This window comes from Nocardia sp. NPDC003269 (genome assembly GCF_042888005.1).
Taxonomy (GTDB): domain Bacteria; phylum Actinomycetota; class Actinomycetes; order Mycobacteriales; family Mycobacteriaceae; genus Nocardia.
Window position 1 is genome coordinate 545431 of record NZ_JBIAPA010000001.1, and the last position, 15598, is coordinate 561028.

General features: G+C 68.8%; 16 protein-coding genes. 9 read left to right on the plus strand and 7 right to left on the minus strand.

The window, feature by feature from the left end:
* Window positions 1–52 precede the first annotated feature (52 nt).
* Together ACFYWJ_RS02355 and ACFYWJ_RS02360 are read left to right on the plus strand one after the other, a co-directional pair.
* Window positions 53–652 carry a DUF937 domain-containing protein gene (locus tag ACFYWJ_RS02355; RefSeq protein WP_218717536.1) on the plus strand — a complete coding sequence of 200 codons (600 nt, stop codon included), beginning with the start codon at window positions 53–55 and terminating at the stop codon, window positions 650–652.
* 230 nt (window positions 653–882) lie between these two features.
* Window positions 883–1839, plus strand: coding sequence for an acyl-ACP desaturase (locus ACFYWJ_RS02360; protein ID WP_355271012.1), 957 nt, complete (start codon window positions 883–885; stop codon window positions 1837–1839).
* 63 nt (window positions 1840–1902) lie between these two features.
* On the opposite strand, the gene ACFYWJ_RS02365 is transcribed toward ACFYWJ_RS02360, so the two are convergent.
* Entirely contained in the window at window positions 1903–2490 is a 588-nt protein-coding gene (locus ACFYWJ_RS02365; RefSeq protein ID WP_355271011.1) for a hypothetical protein, read from the minus strand.
* Between the two features lie 301 nt (window positions 2491–2791).
* On the opposite strand from ACFYWJ_RS02365, the gene dusB reads away from it, so the two are divergent.
* From dusB to phoU, 4 genes are all read left to right on the plus strand, one after another.
* Window positions 2792–3955 (plus strand): tRNA dihydrouridine synthase DusB, encoded by a 1164-nt coding sequence (dusB, locus tag ACFYWJ_RS02370; protein WP_378825397.1) that lies wholly within the window; start codon window positions 2792–2794, stop codon window positions 3953–3955.
* A 193-nt stretch (window positions 3956–4148) separates the two neighbouring features.
* Window positions 4149–6221: an LCP family protein gene (locus ACFYWJ_RS02375; RefSeq protein ID WP_355271010.1), complete on the plus strand. Its 2073-nt coding sequence runs from the start codon at window positions 4149–4151 to the stop codon at window positions 6219–6221.
* A 180-nt stretch (window positions 6222–6401) separates the two neighbouring features.
* Window positions 6402–6626: a hypothetical protein gene (locus ACFYWJ_RS02380; RefSeq protein ID WP_355271008.1), complete on the plus strand. Its 225-nt coding sequence runs from the start codon at window positions 6402–6404 to the stop codon at window positions 6624–6626.
* 128 nt (window positions 6627–6754) lie between these two features.
* Window positions 6755–7417 (plus strand): phosphate signaling complex protein PhoU, encoded by a 663-nt coding sequence (gene phoU / locus ACFYWJ_RS02385; protein ID WP_355271007.1) that lies wholly within the window; start codon window positions 6755–6757, stop codon window positions 7415–7417.
* Window positions 7418–7479: 62 nt separating this feature from the next.
* On the opposite strand, the gene pstB is transcribed toward phoU, so the two are convergent.
* The 6 genes from pstB to ACFYWJ_RS02415 all read right to left on the minus strand — a co-directional run bounded on the left by pstB (window position 7480) and on the right by ACFYWJ_RS02415 (window position 13394).
* A complete protein-coding gene (pstB, locus tag ACFYWJ_RS02390; protein WP_355271005.1) occupies window positions 7480–8256 on the minus strand; it encodes a phosphate ABC transporter ATP-binding protein PstB in 777 nt (258 codons plus the stop codon).
* 19 nt (window positions 8257–8275) lie between these two features.
* Window positions 8276–9181 (minus strand): phosphate ABC transporter permease PstA, encoded by a 906-nt coding sequence (pstA, locus tag ACFYWJ_RS02395; protein ID WP_355271003.1) that lies wholly within the window; start codon window positions 9179–9181, stop codon window positions 8276–8278.
* Window positions 9181–10152: a phosphate ABC transporter permease subunit PstC gene (gene pstC, locus ACFYWJ_RS02400; protein WP_355271001.1), complete on the minus strand. Its 972-nt coding sequence runs from the start codon at window positions 10150–10152 to the stop codon at window positions 9181–9183. Before pstC ends, pstA begins: the two co-directional genes overlap by 1 nt.
* Window positions 10153–10243: 91 nt before the next feature.
* On the minus strand, window positions 10244–11356 hold the full coding sequence (gene pstS, locus ACFYWJ_RS02405) for a phosphate ABC transporter substrate-binding protein PstS (protein ID WP_355271000.1): 1113 nt from the start codon (window positions 11354–11356) through the stop codon (window positions 10244–10246).
* Between the two features lie 294 nt (window positions 11357–11650).
* Window positions 11651–12559 (minus strand): mycothiol synthase, encoded by a 909-nt coding sequence (gene mshD / locus ACFYWJ_RS02410; protein ID WP_355270998.1) that lies wholly within the window; start codon window positions 12557–12559, stop codon window positions 11651–11653.
* A gap of 73 nt (window positions 12560–12632) precedes the next feature.
* On the minus strand, window positions 12633–13394 hold the full coding sequence (locus ACFYWJ_RS02415) for a response regulator transcription factor (RefSeq protein WP_355270996.1): 762 nt from the start codon (window positions 13392–13394) through the stop codon (window positions 12633–12635).
* A gap of 184 nt (window positions 13395–13578) precedes the next feature.
* Here ACFYWJ_RS02415 and ACFYWJ_RS02420 point away from each other — a divergent pair, with 184 nt between their 5' ends.
* From ACFYWJ_RS02420 to ACFYWJ_RS02430, 3 genes are all read left to right on the plus strand, one after another.
* A complete protein-coding gene (locus tag ACFYWJ_RS02420) occupies window positions 13579–14424 on the plus strand; it encodes an LmeA family phospholipid-binding protein (RefSeq protein ID WP_355270994.1) in 846 nt (281 codons plus the stop codon).
* On the plus strand, window positions 14421–14855 hold the full coding sequence (locus ACFYWJ_RS02425) for a thioredoxin family protein (RefSeq protein ID WP_355270993.1): 435 nt from the start codon (window positions 14421–14423) through the stop codon (window positions 14853–14855). The genes ACFYWJ_RS02420 and ACFYWJ_RS02425 overlap by 4 nt, the downstream gene beginning before the upstream one ends.
* Before the next feature lie 268 nt (window positions 14856–15123).
* Window positions 15124–15594 (plus strand): DUF4395 domain-containing protein, encoded by a 471-nt coding sequence (locus ACFYWJ_RS02430; RefSeq protein ID WP_355270991.1) that lies wholly within the window; start codon window positions 15124–15126, stop codon window positions 15592–15594.
* Window positions 15595–15598: the final 4 nt, after the last annotated feature.

Below are 15598 nucleotides of genomic sequence, written 5' to 3' on the forward strand. Positions count from 1 at the left end.
CCCTGAGCCCGACCCGGGCACTACCGGGCCCCATTCGACACAGGCGGAGCCGATGACTTCCTTCGATGATTTGCTCTCCCAGGTACCGATCGCCCAGATCGCCGACCAGCTCGGCGTCGACCAGGCGACCGCGACCAACGCCGTCCAGGCGGCGCTCCCGACGCTGCTCGGCGGGCTGCAGGCCAACGCGGCCGAACCGCAGGGCGCCGCGTCGCTGCTCGGCGCGCTCGACAACCACGGCGGTCTCGTCGAGGGCGAGGGCGCCGTCGATCTGCAGCAGGTGGACGTGGCCGACGGCGAGAAGATCGTCGACAACGTCTTCGGCGACGAGAAGAACACCGTCATCAGCGCCCTCGGCGGCACCGGCGGGACCGGCGGCAACGACCTGATCGGCAAGCTGCTGCCGATCCTGGCGCCGATCGTGCTCGCCTATGTCGCCAAGCAGCTGACCGGCGGTGGCGGTGCGGCCGCGCCGGCACCGGCACCGCAGCCGCAGGCTTCCGGCGGCGGTCTCGGCGATCTGCTGGGCGGGCTGATCGGCGGCAGCACCAGCAGCGGCGGGCTCGGCGGCGTGATCGGCGAGGCGCTGGCGAAGAACGCCGGCGGCGGTCTGGGCAGCATTCTGGGCGGCCTGCTCGGTGGCAAGCGCTGAGAGGTTCCCCACCGGGGGCTAACACCGCGCGGCCCGCAGCGATAGTCCCTACGCTGCGGGCCGAACACCTAGACTCGTCAGCACGACGAGACGGCGTCGGCCGAGGTTGTGGCGTTGATCAAACTCGGCAGGATTCCGCTCAGTTGCGTTTCGCATCACACCTACGGTGCCGTAAGGTATGGCCGCATCGCGACGTTCGACCGTAAGCACGACAGCGAAGGGTTTTTTACATGGCAAGGGATCTGACTCAACTCGAACTGCTCACAGAGTTGGAGCCGGTTGCCGAAGAGAACGTCAATCGGCACCTGTCGCTGGCCAAGGAATGGCATCCCCACGACTACGTCCCGTGGGATGAGGGCCGCAACTTCGCCGCCATGGGCGGCATCGACTGGGATCCGGAGCAGTCCAAGCTCAACGAGGTCGCCAAGGCGGCCATGATCACCAACCTGCTCACCGAGGACAACCTGCCGTCCTACCACCGTGAGATCGCCGAGAACTTCTCCCAGGACGGCGCCTGGGGCACCTGGGTCGGCCGCTGGACCGCCGAGGAGAACCGGCACGGCATCGTGATGCGCGACTACCTGGTGGTCACCCGCGGTGTGGACCCGGTCGCCCTCGAGAACGCGCGCATGATCCACATGACCAACGGTTTCGCCTCGCCCACCGAGGTCGACGCCGGCTTCCTGCACTCGGTCGCCTACGTGACCTTCCAGGAGCTGGCCACCCGCGTGAGCCACCGCAACACCGGCAAGGTCTGCGACGACCCGATCGCCGATCGCATGCTGCAGCGCGTCGCCGCCGACGAGAACCTGCACATGATCTTCTACCGCAACCTCTGCGGCGCGGCCCTCGACCTGAGCCCCGACCAGGCGATCGAGGCCATCTCCCTGATCGTGGAGAACTTCCAGATGCCCGGCGCGGGCATGCCGAACTTCCGGCGCAACGGCGTGCTGATGGCCAAGCACGGCATCTACGACCTGCGTCAGCACCTCGAAGAGGTCGTCCAGCCGGTGCTCAAGAAGTGGAACATCTTCGAGCGGACCGACTTCACCGCCCGCGGTGAGGCCACCCGTGAGCGCCTGGCCGACTTCCTCGACAAGCTGGGCGCCGACGTGCTCAAGTTCGAGGAGCAGCGCGACAAGATGCTGGCCCGCGAGGCCAAGAAGCTCGAGCTGGCGCGCGTCTAGGCTGTCGAACCACTCAGCGCCGCCCTCCGGATTCGGAGGGCGGCGCTGTTTTCGTCAGTGGGGCTACTTGGTGGGCAGGGCGCCGTCGGTGCTGCCGACGTCGGTGATCTTCCAATCCTTGCCCGCGTCGACGGTGATGTTGTAGGTGACGGTGTTGCGCAGGCCGTCGGGGTTCTGGGCGTTGGTGGTGCTCACGTCGACGAACGCGGCCACCTTGTAGACGTCGCCCTCGTGCGACATCACCTTCGCGGTGATCGGCGTCGCGCTGGAGGTCCACTTGAGCGGGATGATGATCTGCTCCAGCTTGTCGCCGGTCGCCTCGAACTTGCCGGACAGCTCCGTCGAGGTGCCCGCCTTCAGCTTGGCCACCCAGGCGTCGACGTCCTGATAGTTCAGCGTCGCCGAGCCGACGGCATAGTCGAGGGCGATCTGCTCGGCCTTCGCGTCGTCGGCGGCCTGCGCCTTCAGGTCGGACAGCTCGGAGCGCGCCGAGCCGAGCAGCACGCCGAGCACGATCGCGATGATCGCGAGGACGGCGATGACAGCGCCGCCGATCAGCGACGAGATCTGCACGGCGACCGTCCCCTTGTCCGGCTGCGCTGGGGCGGCGGGCTTGGTCAGGTCGGTGGCGTCGTCAGCGGGTTCGGCCATGGGGTGGTTTCTCCGATTACGTGGGAACAGCGCACCGCCCGAGGCGACGGTGCCGGCAGACACAGGTTACTGAGCCGTAGCGCGCGCGGCGATCGGCCACGGCCGAATGCTGTCGTGTTGCTCACACGCGCGGGCGCTCCGGCGCGGTCATGATGCTGTAACCACGCGAAACAGGTAGTACGCGATATCGATCACACCGCGCGTGTCCGGTCGGCGACACGCCCTGCGAGCCGGTCCGCAACGGCCGCTGTGATCGGTCGCACCAGGGCTTTTTGTGGTCGCGACCTCGGGTGATGAGACAATGGCCGACGTGACTACCACGATGCCCCAGGTGACGACGCCGCTGCGGATCGGGCCCTACCCGGTCGATCCGCCGGTCGTGCTCGCCCCGATGGCGGGCATCACCAACCGCGCGTTCCGCACCCTGTGCCGCGAATTCGGCAGCGCGACCTCGATCTACGTCTGCGAGATGATCACCGCGCGCGCGGTGGTCGAGCGCAACGAGAAGACGCTGCACATGATGTCGTTCGACGCCGACGAGAACCCGCGCTCGATGCAGCTCTACGGTGTCGATCCGAAGACGCTCGGCGAGGCCGTGCGGATCATCGTCGGCGAGGGCTGGGCCGACCACATCGACCTCAATCTGGGCTGCCCGGTCCGCAAGGTGACCAGGCTCGGCGGCGGCTCGGCGCTGCCGTACAAGCGCAGGCTGTTCGCCAACATCGTCCGGGAGATGGTCGCGGCGGCCGAACCCGCCGGCGTCCCGGTGACGTTCAAGTTCCGCGTCGGCATCGACGACGACCACCACACCTACCTCGACACCGGCCGCATCGCCGAGGCCGAGGGCGCGGCCGCCGTCGCGCTGCACGCCCGCACCGCGGCCCAGCTGTACTCCGGCGCGGCCGACTGGTCGGCCATCGCGCGGCTCAAGGAAACCGTCACCACCATCCCGGTGCTCGGCAACGGCGACATCTTCTCCGCCGACGACGCCCTGCGGATGATGCGCGAGACCGGCTGCGACGGTGTCGTCGTCGGCCGCGGCTGCCTCGGCCGCCCCTGGCTGTTCGCCGAACTCAGCGCCGCGCTGCGCGGCGAGCCGATCCCCGACGGGCCGACGCTCGGCCGCGTCGGCGAGATCCTGATCCGGCACGCGACCCTGCTCACCGCCCACGACGGCGAGGACAAGGCGATGCGCGACATCCGCAAGCACATGGCCTGGTACCTGATGGGATTTCCGGTCGGCTCGCAGCTGCGCCGCAGCTTCGCCACCGTCTCCCGGCTCGCTCAGCTCGAGGACCTCGTCGCCCAGCTCGACCCCGCGGTCCCCTTCCCCACCGACGCCCTCGGCCCCCGCGGCCGCCAGGGCTCGCCGCAGACCAAGGTCGCCCTCCCCGACGGCTGGCTCGACGACCCCGAGGACGACACCGTCCCCGCCGCCGCCGACGTGATGCACAGCGGCGGCTGATTTCCGCCTGCCCGACCTTCCGCCTTCCGCGCCGGTCAGAGCGTCGCAACGAGATCGTCAGCGAATCTGTTGTGCACAGGAGTGGCCACTCGTGGCGGAATCGTTATCATTGCGGACATCGTTCGGCTGCGGTTCGAAGCGGAGCCGGGCGATGACGCGCATGCTGCGGCAGATAGAGAAGTGAGGTTCGTTGGTGGGTGACGATCGGCGTGGGCGAACGCCCCGGCCCGGAAGTCGCGCCCCCTGGGAGCGCTATCCGACGGCCGAACCCACCGAGCAGCCGGAGACGGGCGCGCGACGTTCCCGGCACGCGGACGCGGCACAGGACCCCGCGGCGGCCCCGCTGACGGTGCAGGACCTCGTCGACCGCGTCGACAGCGAACGGACCCGGCGCGGCAGGCGCAACGGCGCCGCCGAGCCCGAGGGATCGCGGGCGGGCCGCCGGGCCCGCGAGCAGGCGCCCCGGCCCACCCAGCGCCCCGACCTATCCCCGCGCGTCGAGAGCTCGCCCGTCGTCGACGACATCGCGGGCACCCCGCATCGCGCCGAATCCCCCGCCGACCGCACCGCCACCACCGCGCTGCCCGCCCAGGCCCCCGAGGCGGGCCGGGCGCCGCGCAAGCCGACCCCGCCCCGCCGGACCCACGATCCGATCGGCGACCCGGCCACCGACATCCTCCCCGCGGTCACCGCCGAGCCGCCGCAGCGCGCCCGCCCGGTCAAGACCGCCGCGGGTGGCGCGCCTCCGCGCCGCCCCTCCGCCGACGGCCGCCGCGGCAAGCAGGCGCGCATGGCGGGCCGGGGCGCCCTCATCTTCTTCGCGGTGCTGACGCTGGTCGTCACCGGCGGTGGCTGGAGCTATCTGCGCGCCACCAACAACAGCTTCAACCAGGTCTCGGCGCTCGACGGCGCCACCGAGGACGTGCTCGACGGCGACATGCAGCTCGGTGACGAGAACTACCTGATCGTCGGCACCGACACCAGGGCGGGCGTCAACGCCCAGCTGGGCGCGGGGACCACCGACGACGCCGAAGGCGCGCGCGCCGATACGGTCATGCTGGTTCACATCCCGAAGAACCGTTCGCGCGTCGTCGTCGTCTCCTTCCCCCGCGACCTCGACGTCACCCGGCCGCAGTGCGCGGGCTGGGACAACGAGAAGGCCGCCTACACCGACCAGAAGTTCCCCCCGTTCATGGGCGACAAGCTCAATGCCGTCTACGCGATCGGCGGCCCCCGCTGCCTGGTCGACGTGGTGCGCAAGATGTCGGGTCTGAGCATCGGCCACTTCATCGGCATCGACTTCGCCGGATTCCAGGCGATGGTCGACCAGGTCGACGGCGTCGAGGTCTGCTCCACCAAGCCGATCATCGACGGCGTGCTCGGCACGGTCCTCGAGACCTCGGGCAAGCAGCGCATCAACGGTGAGACCGCGCTCAACTATGTGCGCGCACGCCACGTCGTTGGTGAGGAGCGCAGCGATTACGACCGCATCCACCGGCAACAGCAGTTCCTGGCCGCCCTGCTCCGCGGGGCGTTGTCGAGCAAGGTCCTGCTCGACCCGGGCAAGCTGCAGGGATTCGTCGATGCCTTCCGGCAGCACACGTTCGTCGACGGCGTCGGTACCCAGGACCTGATGCTGCTCGGCCGATCGCTGCAGAAGGTCAATGCCGGTGCGGTGACGTTCATTACCGCACCGACCGCCGGGACCACGACCTACGGGAACGAGATTCCGCGCGAGTCCGATATCAAGGCGATCTTCCGCTCGATCATCGACGACCAGCCGCTGCCAGGAGAACAGACCGCCCCGCCGGTCACGAGCTCGGTGGAGGCGCCGCCGACGCAGGCGCCCAAGGTGCATGCCGTCAGTCCGGGTTCGGTGTCGGTCCGGGTATCCAACGGAACCGGCCGCACCGGCGTCGCGCAGCAGGCCGCCAACAAGCTCAGCACGATGGGTTTCGGCATCTACAGCGTCGGGAACTACCCCGACGGCAGCGAGTCGACGGTGGTGCACTACTCGATGGGCAACGAGGCCGCGGCCGCGACTGTGGCCAGTTCGATCCCCGGCGCTGTCATCGAACGCGACGACAGCCTGGACGGGATCGTCGAGGTCATCCTGGGTTCGAGCTTCGCCGGACAGGTCCGCACCCCCACCGCGGTCGGTACCGAAATCCCCAACGTGGAGACCGGCAAAGCGATCGCGGCCGCACCGGTGGCCCTCCCGTCCGACCTCGAGCACATGAACGCGGCCGACACCAGCTGCGACTGAGCCCCACGCAGCCATCCGCCACCACTCGAGCCGTGGCAATTCGTGCTGTAGATCACAACGCGGAACCGTACGGCCTTCCCTCGCGTCCAAATGTGTAGATCGACCGAACACCATTGGCACGGAAGGGAATTGATCCCTCCGGCTCAATCGATCCGTGCCGTCTACCGTGGGGAGAAGTAGATGAAGAAGACGATGTCGGCCGCCCTTGTTATCGGAGCTGCCGCGGTGGGGATCACGATGTTCCCAGCAGTCGCGGCCGCAGTCGAAGCGGACGGGCTCTACGCGTCCTCGGATGAATGCTGGGCCGCGATCCGGGCCATGACCCAGAACGGCACCTACGACGCCCCGCCGTTCACGTACTACTGCGCGCAAACGGCGAGTGGACACTGGATCATCACCCGCTAGTTCGAAGGGCGGCGGGTCGGCGAGCGGCTCAGCGGTAGCAAACCCCGCTGAGCTGGCACGACACTGCCACGCGGCATTCACCCACCGTTGGGTGACAGCGCCGGGGGTACCCACTAGGGTCTGCAATCATGCGTGTCATCTACAACGAGCAAATGGCCGATCTCGCCAACCTCCTGGGCGAGATGGCCGGTCTCGCTGGCCAGGCGATGGAACAGGCCACCCAGTCCCTGCTGCAGGCCGACCTCGCCCTGGCCGAGCAGGTCATCGGTGAGCAGGACCGGATCTCGGTGATGATCACCGAGGCCGAGGAGAAGGCCTTCGCCCTGCTCGCGCTGCAGGCCCCCGTCGCGGGCGACCTGCGCCAGGTGGTGAGCGCCATCCAGATCGTCGGAGACGTCAACCGGATGGGTGCGCTGGCCCTGCACGTCGCCAAGGTGACCCGGCGCCGCCACCCCAACCACGCGCTGCCCGAGTCGGTCAACGGCTACTTCGCCGAGATGGGCCGGATCGCGGTGAACATGGGCGCGGGCGCCAAGGAGGTGCTGGAGACCCGTGATCCCGAGCGCGCCGCCCAGCTCAACCAGGACGACGAGGCGATGGACGACCTCCACCGCCACCTGTTCACCCTGCTGATGGACCGCGAGTGGAAGTACGGCGTCGCCTCGGCCGTCGACGTCACCCTGCTCGGCCGCTACTACGAGCGCTTCGCCGACCACGCCGTCGAGATCGGCCGCCGCGTCATCTTCCTGGTGACCGGCGTGCTCCCCGGCGACGAGGACCTCGAAAGCTAGGACACGGCAACGAGAAAGCCCCCGCACTCCGATCGGAGGCGGGGGCTTTCTCGTGCTGGTGTCTACCCGAAGCGGCCGGAGATGTAGTCCTCCGTGGCGCGCTGGGTGGGGTTGGAGAAGATCTTCTCGGTGTCGTCGATCTCGATCAGCTTGCCGGGCTTGCCCTGCGCCTCGAGGTTGAAGAAACCGGTCTGGTCACTCACACGCGCGGCCTGCTGCATGTTGTGGGTGACGATGACGATGGTGAATTCCTTCTTCAGCTCGGTGATCAGGTCCTCGATCGCCAGGGTGGAGATCGGGTCCAGCGCCGAACAGGGCTCGTCCATCAGCAGCACGTCGGGCGAGACCGCGATCGCGCGGGCGATGCACAGACGCTGCTGCTGACCACCGGAGAGGCCGCCACCGGGCTTGTCGAGCCGGTCCTTGACCTCGTTCCAGAGGTTGGCGCCGCGCAGCGAGCGCTCGGCGACCTCGTCGAGTTCCTTCTTGTTGCGCACGCCCTGCAGCTTCAGGCCCGCCACCACGTTGTCGCGAATGGACATGGTGGGGAACGGGTTCGGCCGCTGGAACACCATGCCGATGGTGCGGCGTACGCCGACCGGGTCGATGTTGGCGCCGTAGATGTCCTCGCCGTCGAGCAGCACCGCGCCCTCGACGCGGGCGTTCGGGGTCACCTCGTGCATCCGGTTCAGCGACCGCAGCACGGTGGACTTGCCACAACCGGAGGGACCGATGAAGGCGGTGACGCTGCGGGGCAGCACGGTCAGCTCCACGTTGGACACCGCGTGGAAGGCGCCGTAGTAGATGTTGAGATCTTTGACGTCGATCCGCTTGGCCATCTGAGTTATCCGTTCGCTTCTATCGGTTCCGGGTGAGCCACTTGTTGACACCGGCGGCGGCCAGGTACAGCGCCGCGATCATCAGGATGAGCGTGAGCGCCGCACCCCAGACACGTTCGCGACCGGCGGCCTCCGGGTTGGCCAGCTCTTGGTAGATCAGCAGCGGCAGCGAGGCCATGTTGCCGTCGAAGATGTTCTGGTTGATCGACTTGCTGTAGCCGACCAGCACCAGGACCGGCGCGGTCTCACCCATGACGCGGGCCAGGGAGAGCAGGACACCGGAGATCATGCCGGGCGCCGCGGTAGGGATGACGATCCGCAGGATGGTCTTCCACTTCGGCACACCGAGCGCGTAGGACGCTTCGCGCAGCTCGTCGGGCACCAGCTTGAGCATTTCCTCGGTGCTGCGCACCACGACCGGCAGCATCAGCAGCACCAGCGCCAGCGAGACGGCGAAGGAGCTCTGCGGCATGCCGAAGGTGGCGATCCAGAGCGCGAAGATGAACAGCGCGGCGACGATCGAGGGCACACCGGCGAGGATGTCGACCATGAAGGTGGTGACCTTGGCGAGTCGGCCGCGACCGTACTCGACCAGGTAGACCGCGGCCATGATGCCCAGCGGCACAGCGATGATCGAGGCCACCGCGGCCTGCACGATGGTGCCGTAGATCGCGTGGTACACACCGCCGCCGGTCTGATCCGGCAGGATGCCCTTCTGCGAGTTCATCCACCAGTCGGCGGAGACGATCGCGGTGATGCCCTTGGTGACCACCAGGCCGAGCACCCACACCAGCGGGATCAGCGCGATCACGAAGCACAGCGTGACCAGGCCGGTCGCGACGTTGTTCTTGATCCGCCGACCGGTGCTGACGTGCCGGAAGGTAGGTGCCTTGACCGGCTTGTCGAGGGTCGTTGTGCTGGTCATCAGCCGTTCACCTTTCCGCCGGAAGCGAGGCGGGCCAGCGCGTTGACGACGAAGGTCAGCGCGAAGAGGACGAAGCCGGCCGCGATGTAGGCGCCGGTCGGCAGCGGTGAGCTGAACTCCGAAGCCGCCGAGGCGATCTTGGAGGCGAAGGTGTAACCGCCGTCGAACAGCGACCAGCTGCCTGCCTGGCTCGCGGTGCGCAGCACCACGAGGACGGCGATGGTCTCACCGAGCGCGCGGCCGAGGCCGAGCATGGAACCGGCGATCACACCGCTGCGGCCGTAGGGCAGCACGGTCATCCGCACGACTTCCCACTTGGTGGCGCCGAGCGCCTGGGCCGCCTCGATGTGGGCGCGCGGGGTCAGCGCGAACACCTCGCGGGCGACGGAGGTGATGATCGGCAGGATCATCACGGCGAGCACGACACCGGCGGTGAAGATGGTGCCACCGCCGCCGATCGAGACGTTGCCGTCGGAGAACAGGAAGAACCAGCCCAGCTTGTCGTTGAGGAACTGCTGGACCGGCGCGATCTGCGGCGCCAGCACCAGGAAGCCCCAGAGACCGAACACGATGGACGGCACCGCGGCGAGCAGGTCGATCAGCATCGTGAACGGCCTGCCGAGCCGCGACGGCGCGTAGTGCGTGAGGAACAGCGCGATGCCGACGCCGATCGGCACCGCGACGATGAGCGCGAAGATCGAGCTCAGCACCGTCACCATGAACAGATCGCGGATGCCGAACCGCAGGTGGTTGGCATCGTTGGTGGCGAACTCGGTGCTGGTGAAGAAGTTGACCTCGTCGGCCCTGACCGACGGCACCGCGCGGATCAGCAGGAACAGCGCGATCAGCGCGATGGCCGCGACGATGGTCGCACCAGCTGCGGTGGCCAGCCACCGGAAGATCGTCTCGGCGTTCAGACGGCCTACGCGACCCGACTCAGGGGCCTTGTCGATTTTCGGTTCGGTCGGCATATTCGCAGTATCTCCGGCCGCCCGTGGGCTCGTCGAATTCGACGAGCCCACGGCGGTCACCTCAGGGTGCATGGTCATGGCCAGGAAGCGATCAGGAGATGGCGTTGATCGCGGTGGTCAGCTTGGTCTTGAAGGCGTCCGGCAGCGGCACGTAGCCGGCGTCGGCCAGACCGGCCTGACCGTTGGTGACGACCGAGGTCAGGAACGCCTTGACGGCCTTGCTGGTCTCGGCGTCGGCGTACTTGGAGCACACGATCTCGTAGGTCGCCATCATGATCGGGTAGGAGCCCGCGGCGGTCGGCTTGTAGAACGAGCTGGTGTCGAGCACCAGGTCGTTGCCCTCGCCCTTGACCTTCACACCGTCGATCGACTTACCGGCCGACTCGGCCGACAGCTTGACCGGGTCCTTGGACGCGGAGGTGATGATCTGCGCGATCGACAGGCTCTGCGCCTTGGCGAAGGACCACTCGTTGTAGGTGATCGAGTTCTTGGTGTTCTTGATCGCGGCCGAGGTGCCCTCGTTGCCCTTGGCGCCTTCACCGACACCGCCGTTGAAGGTCTTGCCGCCACCCTTGCCCCACGCGCCGTCGGAGGCGGCGTCGAGGTAGAGCTGGAAGTTGTCGGTGGTGCCCGACTCGTCGGAGCGGAAGATCACGGCGATCTTCTCCGCCGGCAGCTTGGCGTTGGGGTTCAGCGCCTTGATCTCGGGGGCATCCCAGGTGGCGACGGAGCCGTTGAACACCTTGGCGGCGGTCGGGCCGTCGAGGACCAGGTCGGTCACGCCGTCGACGTTGTAGGTGATGGCGATCGGGCCGAAGACGGTCGGCAGGTTCCACGCCGGGGCGCCGCAGCGCTCCTGAGCCTTGGCCGGCTCTTCCTTCTTCGAGCTCAGCGCCGAGTCGGAGCCACCGAAATCGGTCTGGCCGCCGATGAACTCGTTCACGCCCGCGCCGGAGCCGCTGGAGGTGTAGTTCAGGGTGTAGCCGTCGCAGTTGTTCTCGTACGCGGCGACGAAGCGCTCCATGGCGTTCTTCTGCGAGGAGGCACCGGACGCCTTCAGCGCCTTCTTGCCACCGCAGGCCACGCTGGTGTTGGCGGCGTTGCTGGTGTCACCCGTGGTGTTGTCATCGCTGCCACAGGCGGCCAGGGTCATGGCGCCCACGGCGAAGACGCCGACCAGGGCACTGGTGCGCTTGAAGTTCACTTTTCCTCCGACATTGCTGACGACTCGCTCGGTCCCTCACCGGCCCGGGCGAGTTGGGCGGTGCGGATCGCGGGGAACGCGCGCACCAGGCGACGACTGTGCCGCCCAGAAGTAACGTAAGGTCGCCCGGTTGACAGTTGGCCCGACGTGGGTTAACGCAAAATGAACAGCCCGGCGCGATTAGGGCCACGATTGTGACGTTTGCCCCAGTTTTACTCGCGCGTACCCCGTCAGCCGCGCACTATTCAGCGGCGCAGAAGAATTCACCGCGGGTGTGAGGTGTCTCGCACCCGGTCAGGACGCCGCGTAGGCGACGTCGATATGCGCGGGCGCGAACCCGAGCCGGGTGTAGGTGTGCACGGCGGCCGTGTTGTCGGCCTCGGTGTAGAGCAGCACCTCGGCGAGCCCTTCCGCGCGCAGGTACCGCAGCCCGGCCAGGGTCAGCAGCCTGCCGAGACCGCGACCCTGCGCGGCCGGATCGATGCCGACCACGTAGACCTCGCCCGCGGGCGCGGCGTCCGGATGCACCTTGGTCCAGTGGAAACCGAGCAGGCGGGCCGGATCGGCGGCGTCGAAGGCCAGGAACAGCCCGGCCGGGTCGAACCAGGATTCGGCGCGGCGGGCGGCGATGTCGCGCTCGGTCCAGCCGCCCTGCTCGGGATGCCAGGCGAAGGCGGCGTTGTTGACGCGCAGCAGTTCGGCGTCGTCGGCGGGACCGGCGTAGGTGCGCAGGACGAGATCGTCCGGCACCACCAGCTCGGGTAGCTCCGGTGTTGCCAGCGAGCGGCGCATCTGCCACAGTTCCCGCGCGGTGACCAGTCCGAGGCCGGCGGCGAGCGCCTTGGCGGCGGGCAGGTCACCGTGCGCCCACACCCGCGCGCCGGGTCCGCCCTCGGCCAGCGCGGCGCGCACCAGCTCGGTGCCGACGCCGGCGCCCCGGGCCGCCGGGTCGACCGCGACCTCGGCCATGGCGGGATGTTCGGCATGTGCCGCAACGAGATTCGCGTAACCGACGAGTTCGCCACCGCGTTCGGCGAGCAGATGCCTGGTCGCCGGGTCGGTCTCGGCGAGGGACAGCACGGCTTGCTCGGAGACCGGCGCGACGCCGTCGGCGGCCTTCGCCCTGGCGAGCAGCTCGCGCACCAGCGGCGCGGTGCCCGGCTCGACCCGGTCGATCCAGGTCAGGGTTGCTGTCTGCGACATCGACGTCCTCCTCGCTGTGCGCGGCGAGCCGTTGCCGCGCCGCGCCGTACCGTCCTGGCGCTGCTCGGCGCGACTACTGCGCGGTGCCGTTGAGCGGGGCCAGCGTGTCGTCGCCGTCGACGTCCTCGTCGGGGAAACTCACCACGTCGCCCTTGGCCGCGGGCGTCCTGGCCGGGCGCACCGCCTTGTAGCCGACGTTGCGCACGGTGCCGATCAGCGATTCGTACTCACTGCCCAGCTTGGCGCGCAGGCGCCGCACGTGCACGTCGACGGTGCGGGTGCCGCCGAAGAAGTCGTAGCCCCACACCTCCTGCAGCAGCTGGGCGCGGGTGAAGACCCGGCCCGCGTGCTGGGCGAGGTACTTGAGCAGCTCGAATTCCTTGTAGGTGAGGTCGAGCGGGCGGCCGCGCAGCCGCGCGGTGTAGGTGCCCTCGTCGATCACCAGCTCACCCAGGGTGATCTTGCCCGTGTTCTCGGGGCTGGCCACACCACCGTTGCGGCCGACCAGCAGGCGCAGGCGCGCGTCCAGCTCGGCGGGGCCGGTACCGGGGAGCAGGATGTCGTCCAGGCCCCAGTCCGCGTTGACGGCCACCAGACCGCCCTCGGTCAGCACCGCGACGACCGGCACCGAGGAGCCGGTGCTGCCGAGCAGCCTGCACAGCCCCCTGGCCGCGGCCAGGTCGGTTCTGGCGTCGACCAGCGCGACGTCGGCGCTCCCCGCCTCCAGCAGGGACGACACCTCGGTCGGCGCGGGCCGCACGTTGTGCGCCAGCAGCGACAACGACGGCAACACCGCATCGGGGTTGGGGTCGGAGGTCAGTAGGAGCAGCTCCACCGGGCTCTCCTCCTATCTCGTGGCTCCGCGGACGACAGCAGCCGCGTAGCTACGTCGCCGAAACACAGGTAAGTCGTCTGCAACATTAGCGCGTGCGCGGCCATGACCTCGCAACATGGTGGCCACGAGGTAACGCGTCGGCGCGCGCTTCGCCCGAACGGTAGCGCCGGATAGGCTGGCTCGCATGCGCAAGCTGATCATCGGGCTGCTGTGCCTGGCCGGTGTGGCGGTGGTGATCGATTTCGGCGCCGCCGCCTACACCGAGTACCACGTATCGCGGCAACTGCGGGCCGGAGCCGATCTGTCGGCCGACCCCGAAGTGACCATCAAGGGATTCCCGTTCATCGCCCAGGCGGTGTCGGGCCGCTACGACGACGTCCTGGTCCGCGCCCGCAGCATGCGCCCCGACATCCCGGGTGAGATCGCGCTCGAGGCCAATCTGTACGGCCTGCACGCCTCGGCGAGTCAGCTGATCGACGGCACGGCGCGCGCGGTGCAGGTCGACCGGGTCGAGGCCCAGATGGCGATCGAGCCGACCGAGCTCGGCCGCCTGTTCGGTATCCCCGACCTGCAGGTCCTCGGCCCGCCCGCCGACAAGGCCGACGGCACCGGCGGTTCGGGTGGTTCCGGCCTGACGACCGCGGGCGCCCATGTGCTCAAGGGCACACTGCCGGTCGCGCCCAACGGCCGGATCCTCGCGCCGGGCGTCACCCCGTCGAACAACACGACCAGGGTCGAAGTGCAGGTCGAGGCCGACCTGATGCTGGACGGGGACAAGATCCGGATCCAGGCCACCCGCTTCTACAAGGACCGCTCCGCCACCGCGGACACCCCGGTCTCGACCACCAAGACCGAGATCCTCGACGTCGATCGGCCCGCGGTGCTCGAGCGCTTCAGCCGTACGATCGACACCAAGGAATTGCCGTTCGGCATCGCCCCCACCGAAGTGGAGGCCAAGGGTGGCCAGATCATCGTCTACGGTGTCGGCCGCTCCCTGACCATCGACCTGGACCGATTGCTGCAACCATGATCGAACTAGCCATCCTCGCCGCCGTCGTGCTGGCCGCCGTCGCGGTGGGCCTGCTGCTGCGGCGCAACCAGGGCCGGGTCCGCCCGGCCGCCCTCGACCCCGAGACCGCGCAGCGCGCCCGCCTGCTCGACGCGGCGGGCGTCACCGGTGCCACCCCCGCGGTGCTGCACTTCTCGGCCGACTGGTGCGGCCCGTGCGACGCGGTCCGCCGCGTGGTCGCCGGCGTCACCGCCGACCTCGCCACGTCCCCGAACGCCCCGCGCGACATCGAGATCGACATCGACGCCGACCCCGCGCTGGCAAGGGAGCTCAACGTCCTCTCGCTGCCGACGACCTTCGTCTTCGACGCCGACGGCAAGGAGCGTTTCCGCATCTCCGGGGTGCCGAAGGCGGGCGATCTGCGCACCGCGCTGGAACCGCTGACAGTGTGATCTGGCCCCTTGTTCCGGGGGGCCGGGACATTTCCCGACGAGACCGGGTAAACTACTCCCCGTGCAATCCGACCACGAGCTGATGCTCACCCGACGCCGCACAGTTGATCTGTGTCGGCTCGGTGGTTGTTGCTGCCTGTGCCGCTGAACGGTCGGCTTCTCTCCCGAGATTCCTGACGCCGACCTCTGTCCGCCGCGCGAGTGATCGACACGATCCCCCGGCGAACTGCAGTTCCCACTGAATCGACTCAGCGCAGGAGTTCGCACCATGACCATTTCCCCTGATGCCACCCCCCGGGTGGATGTTCGCGGGCCGCGTTTCGTGGCCTGGATCACCACCGGTGTGCTGGTTCTCGTGCTCGTCACCGCCGCGTTCTCGACCGCCGCCGCCGCGCTCCTGATCGGCCTGCAGGCCGTCGTGTTCGCGATCGGCGCGTCGGCAGGCCCCGCCAAGCACCCTTACGGCCGGATCTACGCCGCGCTCGTCGCGCCGCGCAACGGTCCGACCACCGAGACCGAGCCCGTGCCGCCGCTGCGTTTCGCGCAGCTGCTCGGCTTCGCGTTCGCCGGTCTCTCCCTGCTGGGCTTCGCGCTCGGCTCCCCGATCGTCGGCGCGGTGTTCGCCGGCTTCGCCCTGTTCGCGGCGTTCCTGAACGCGGCGTTCGGGGTCTGCCTGGGCTGCCAGATCTACCCGCTGGTGGCCCGCTTCCGCCGGTCCACTGCCCCGGCATCGAACTGAACCC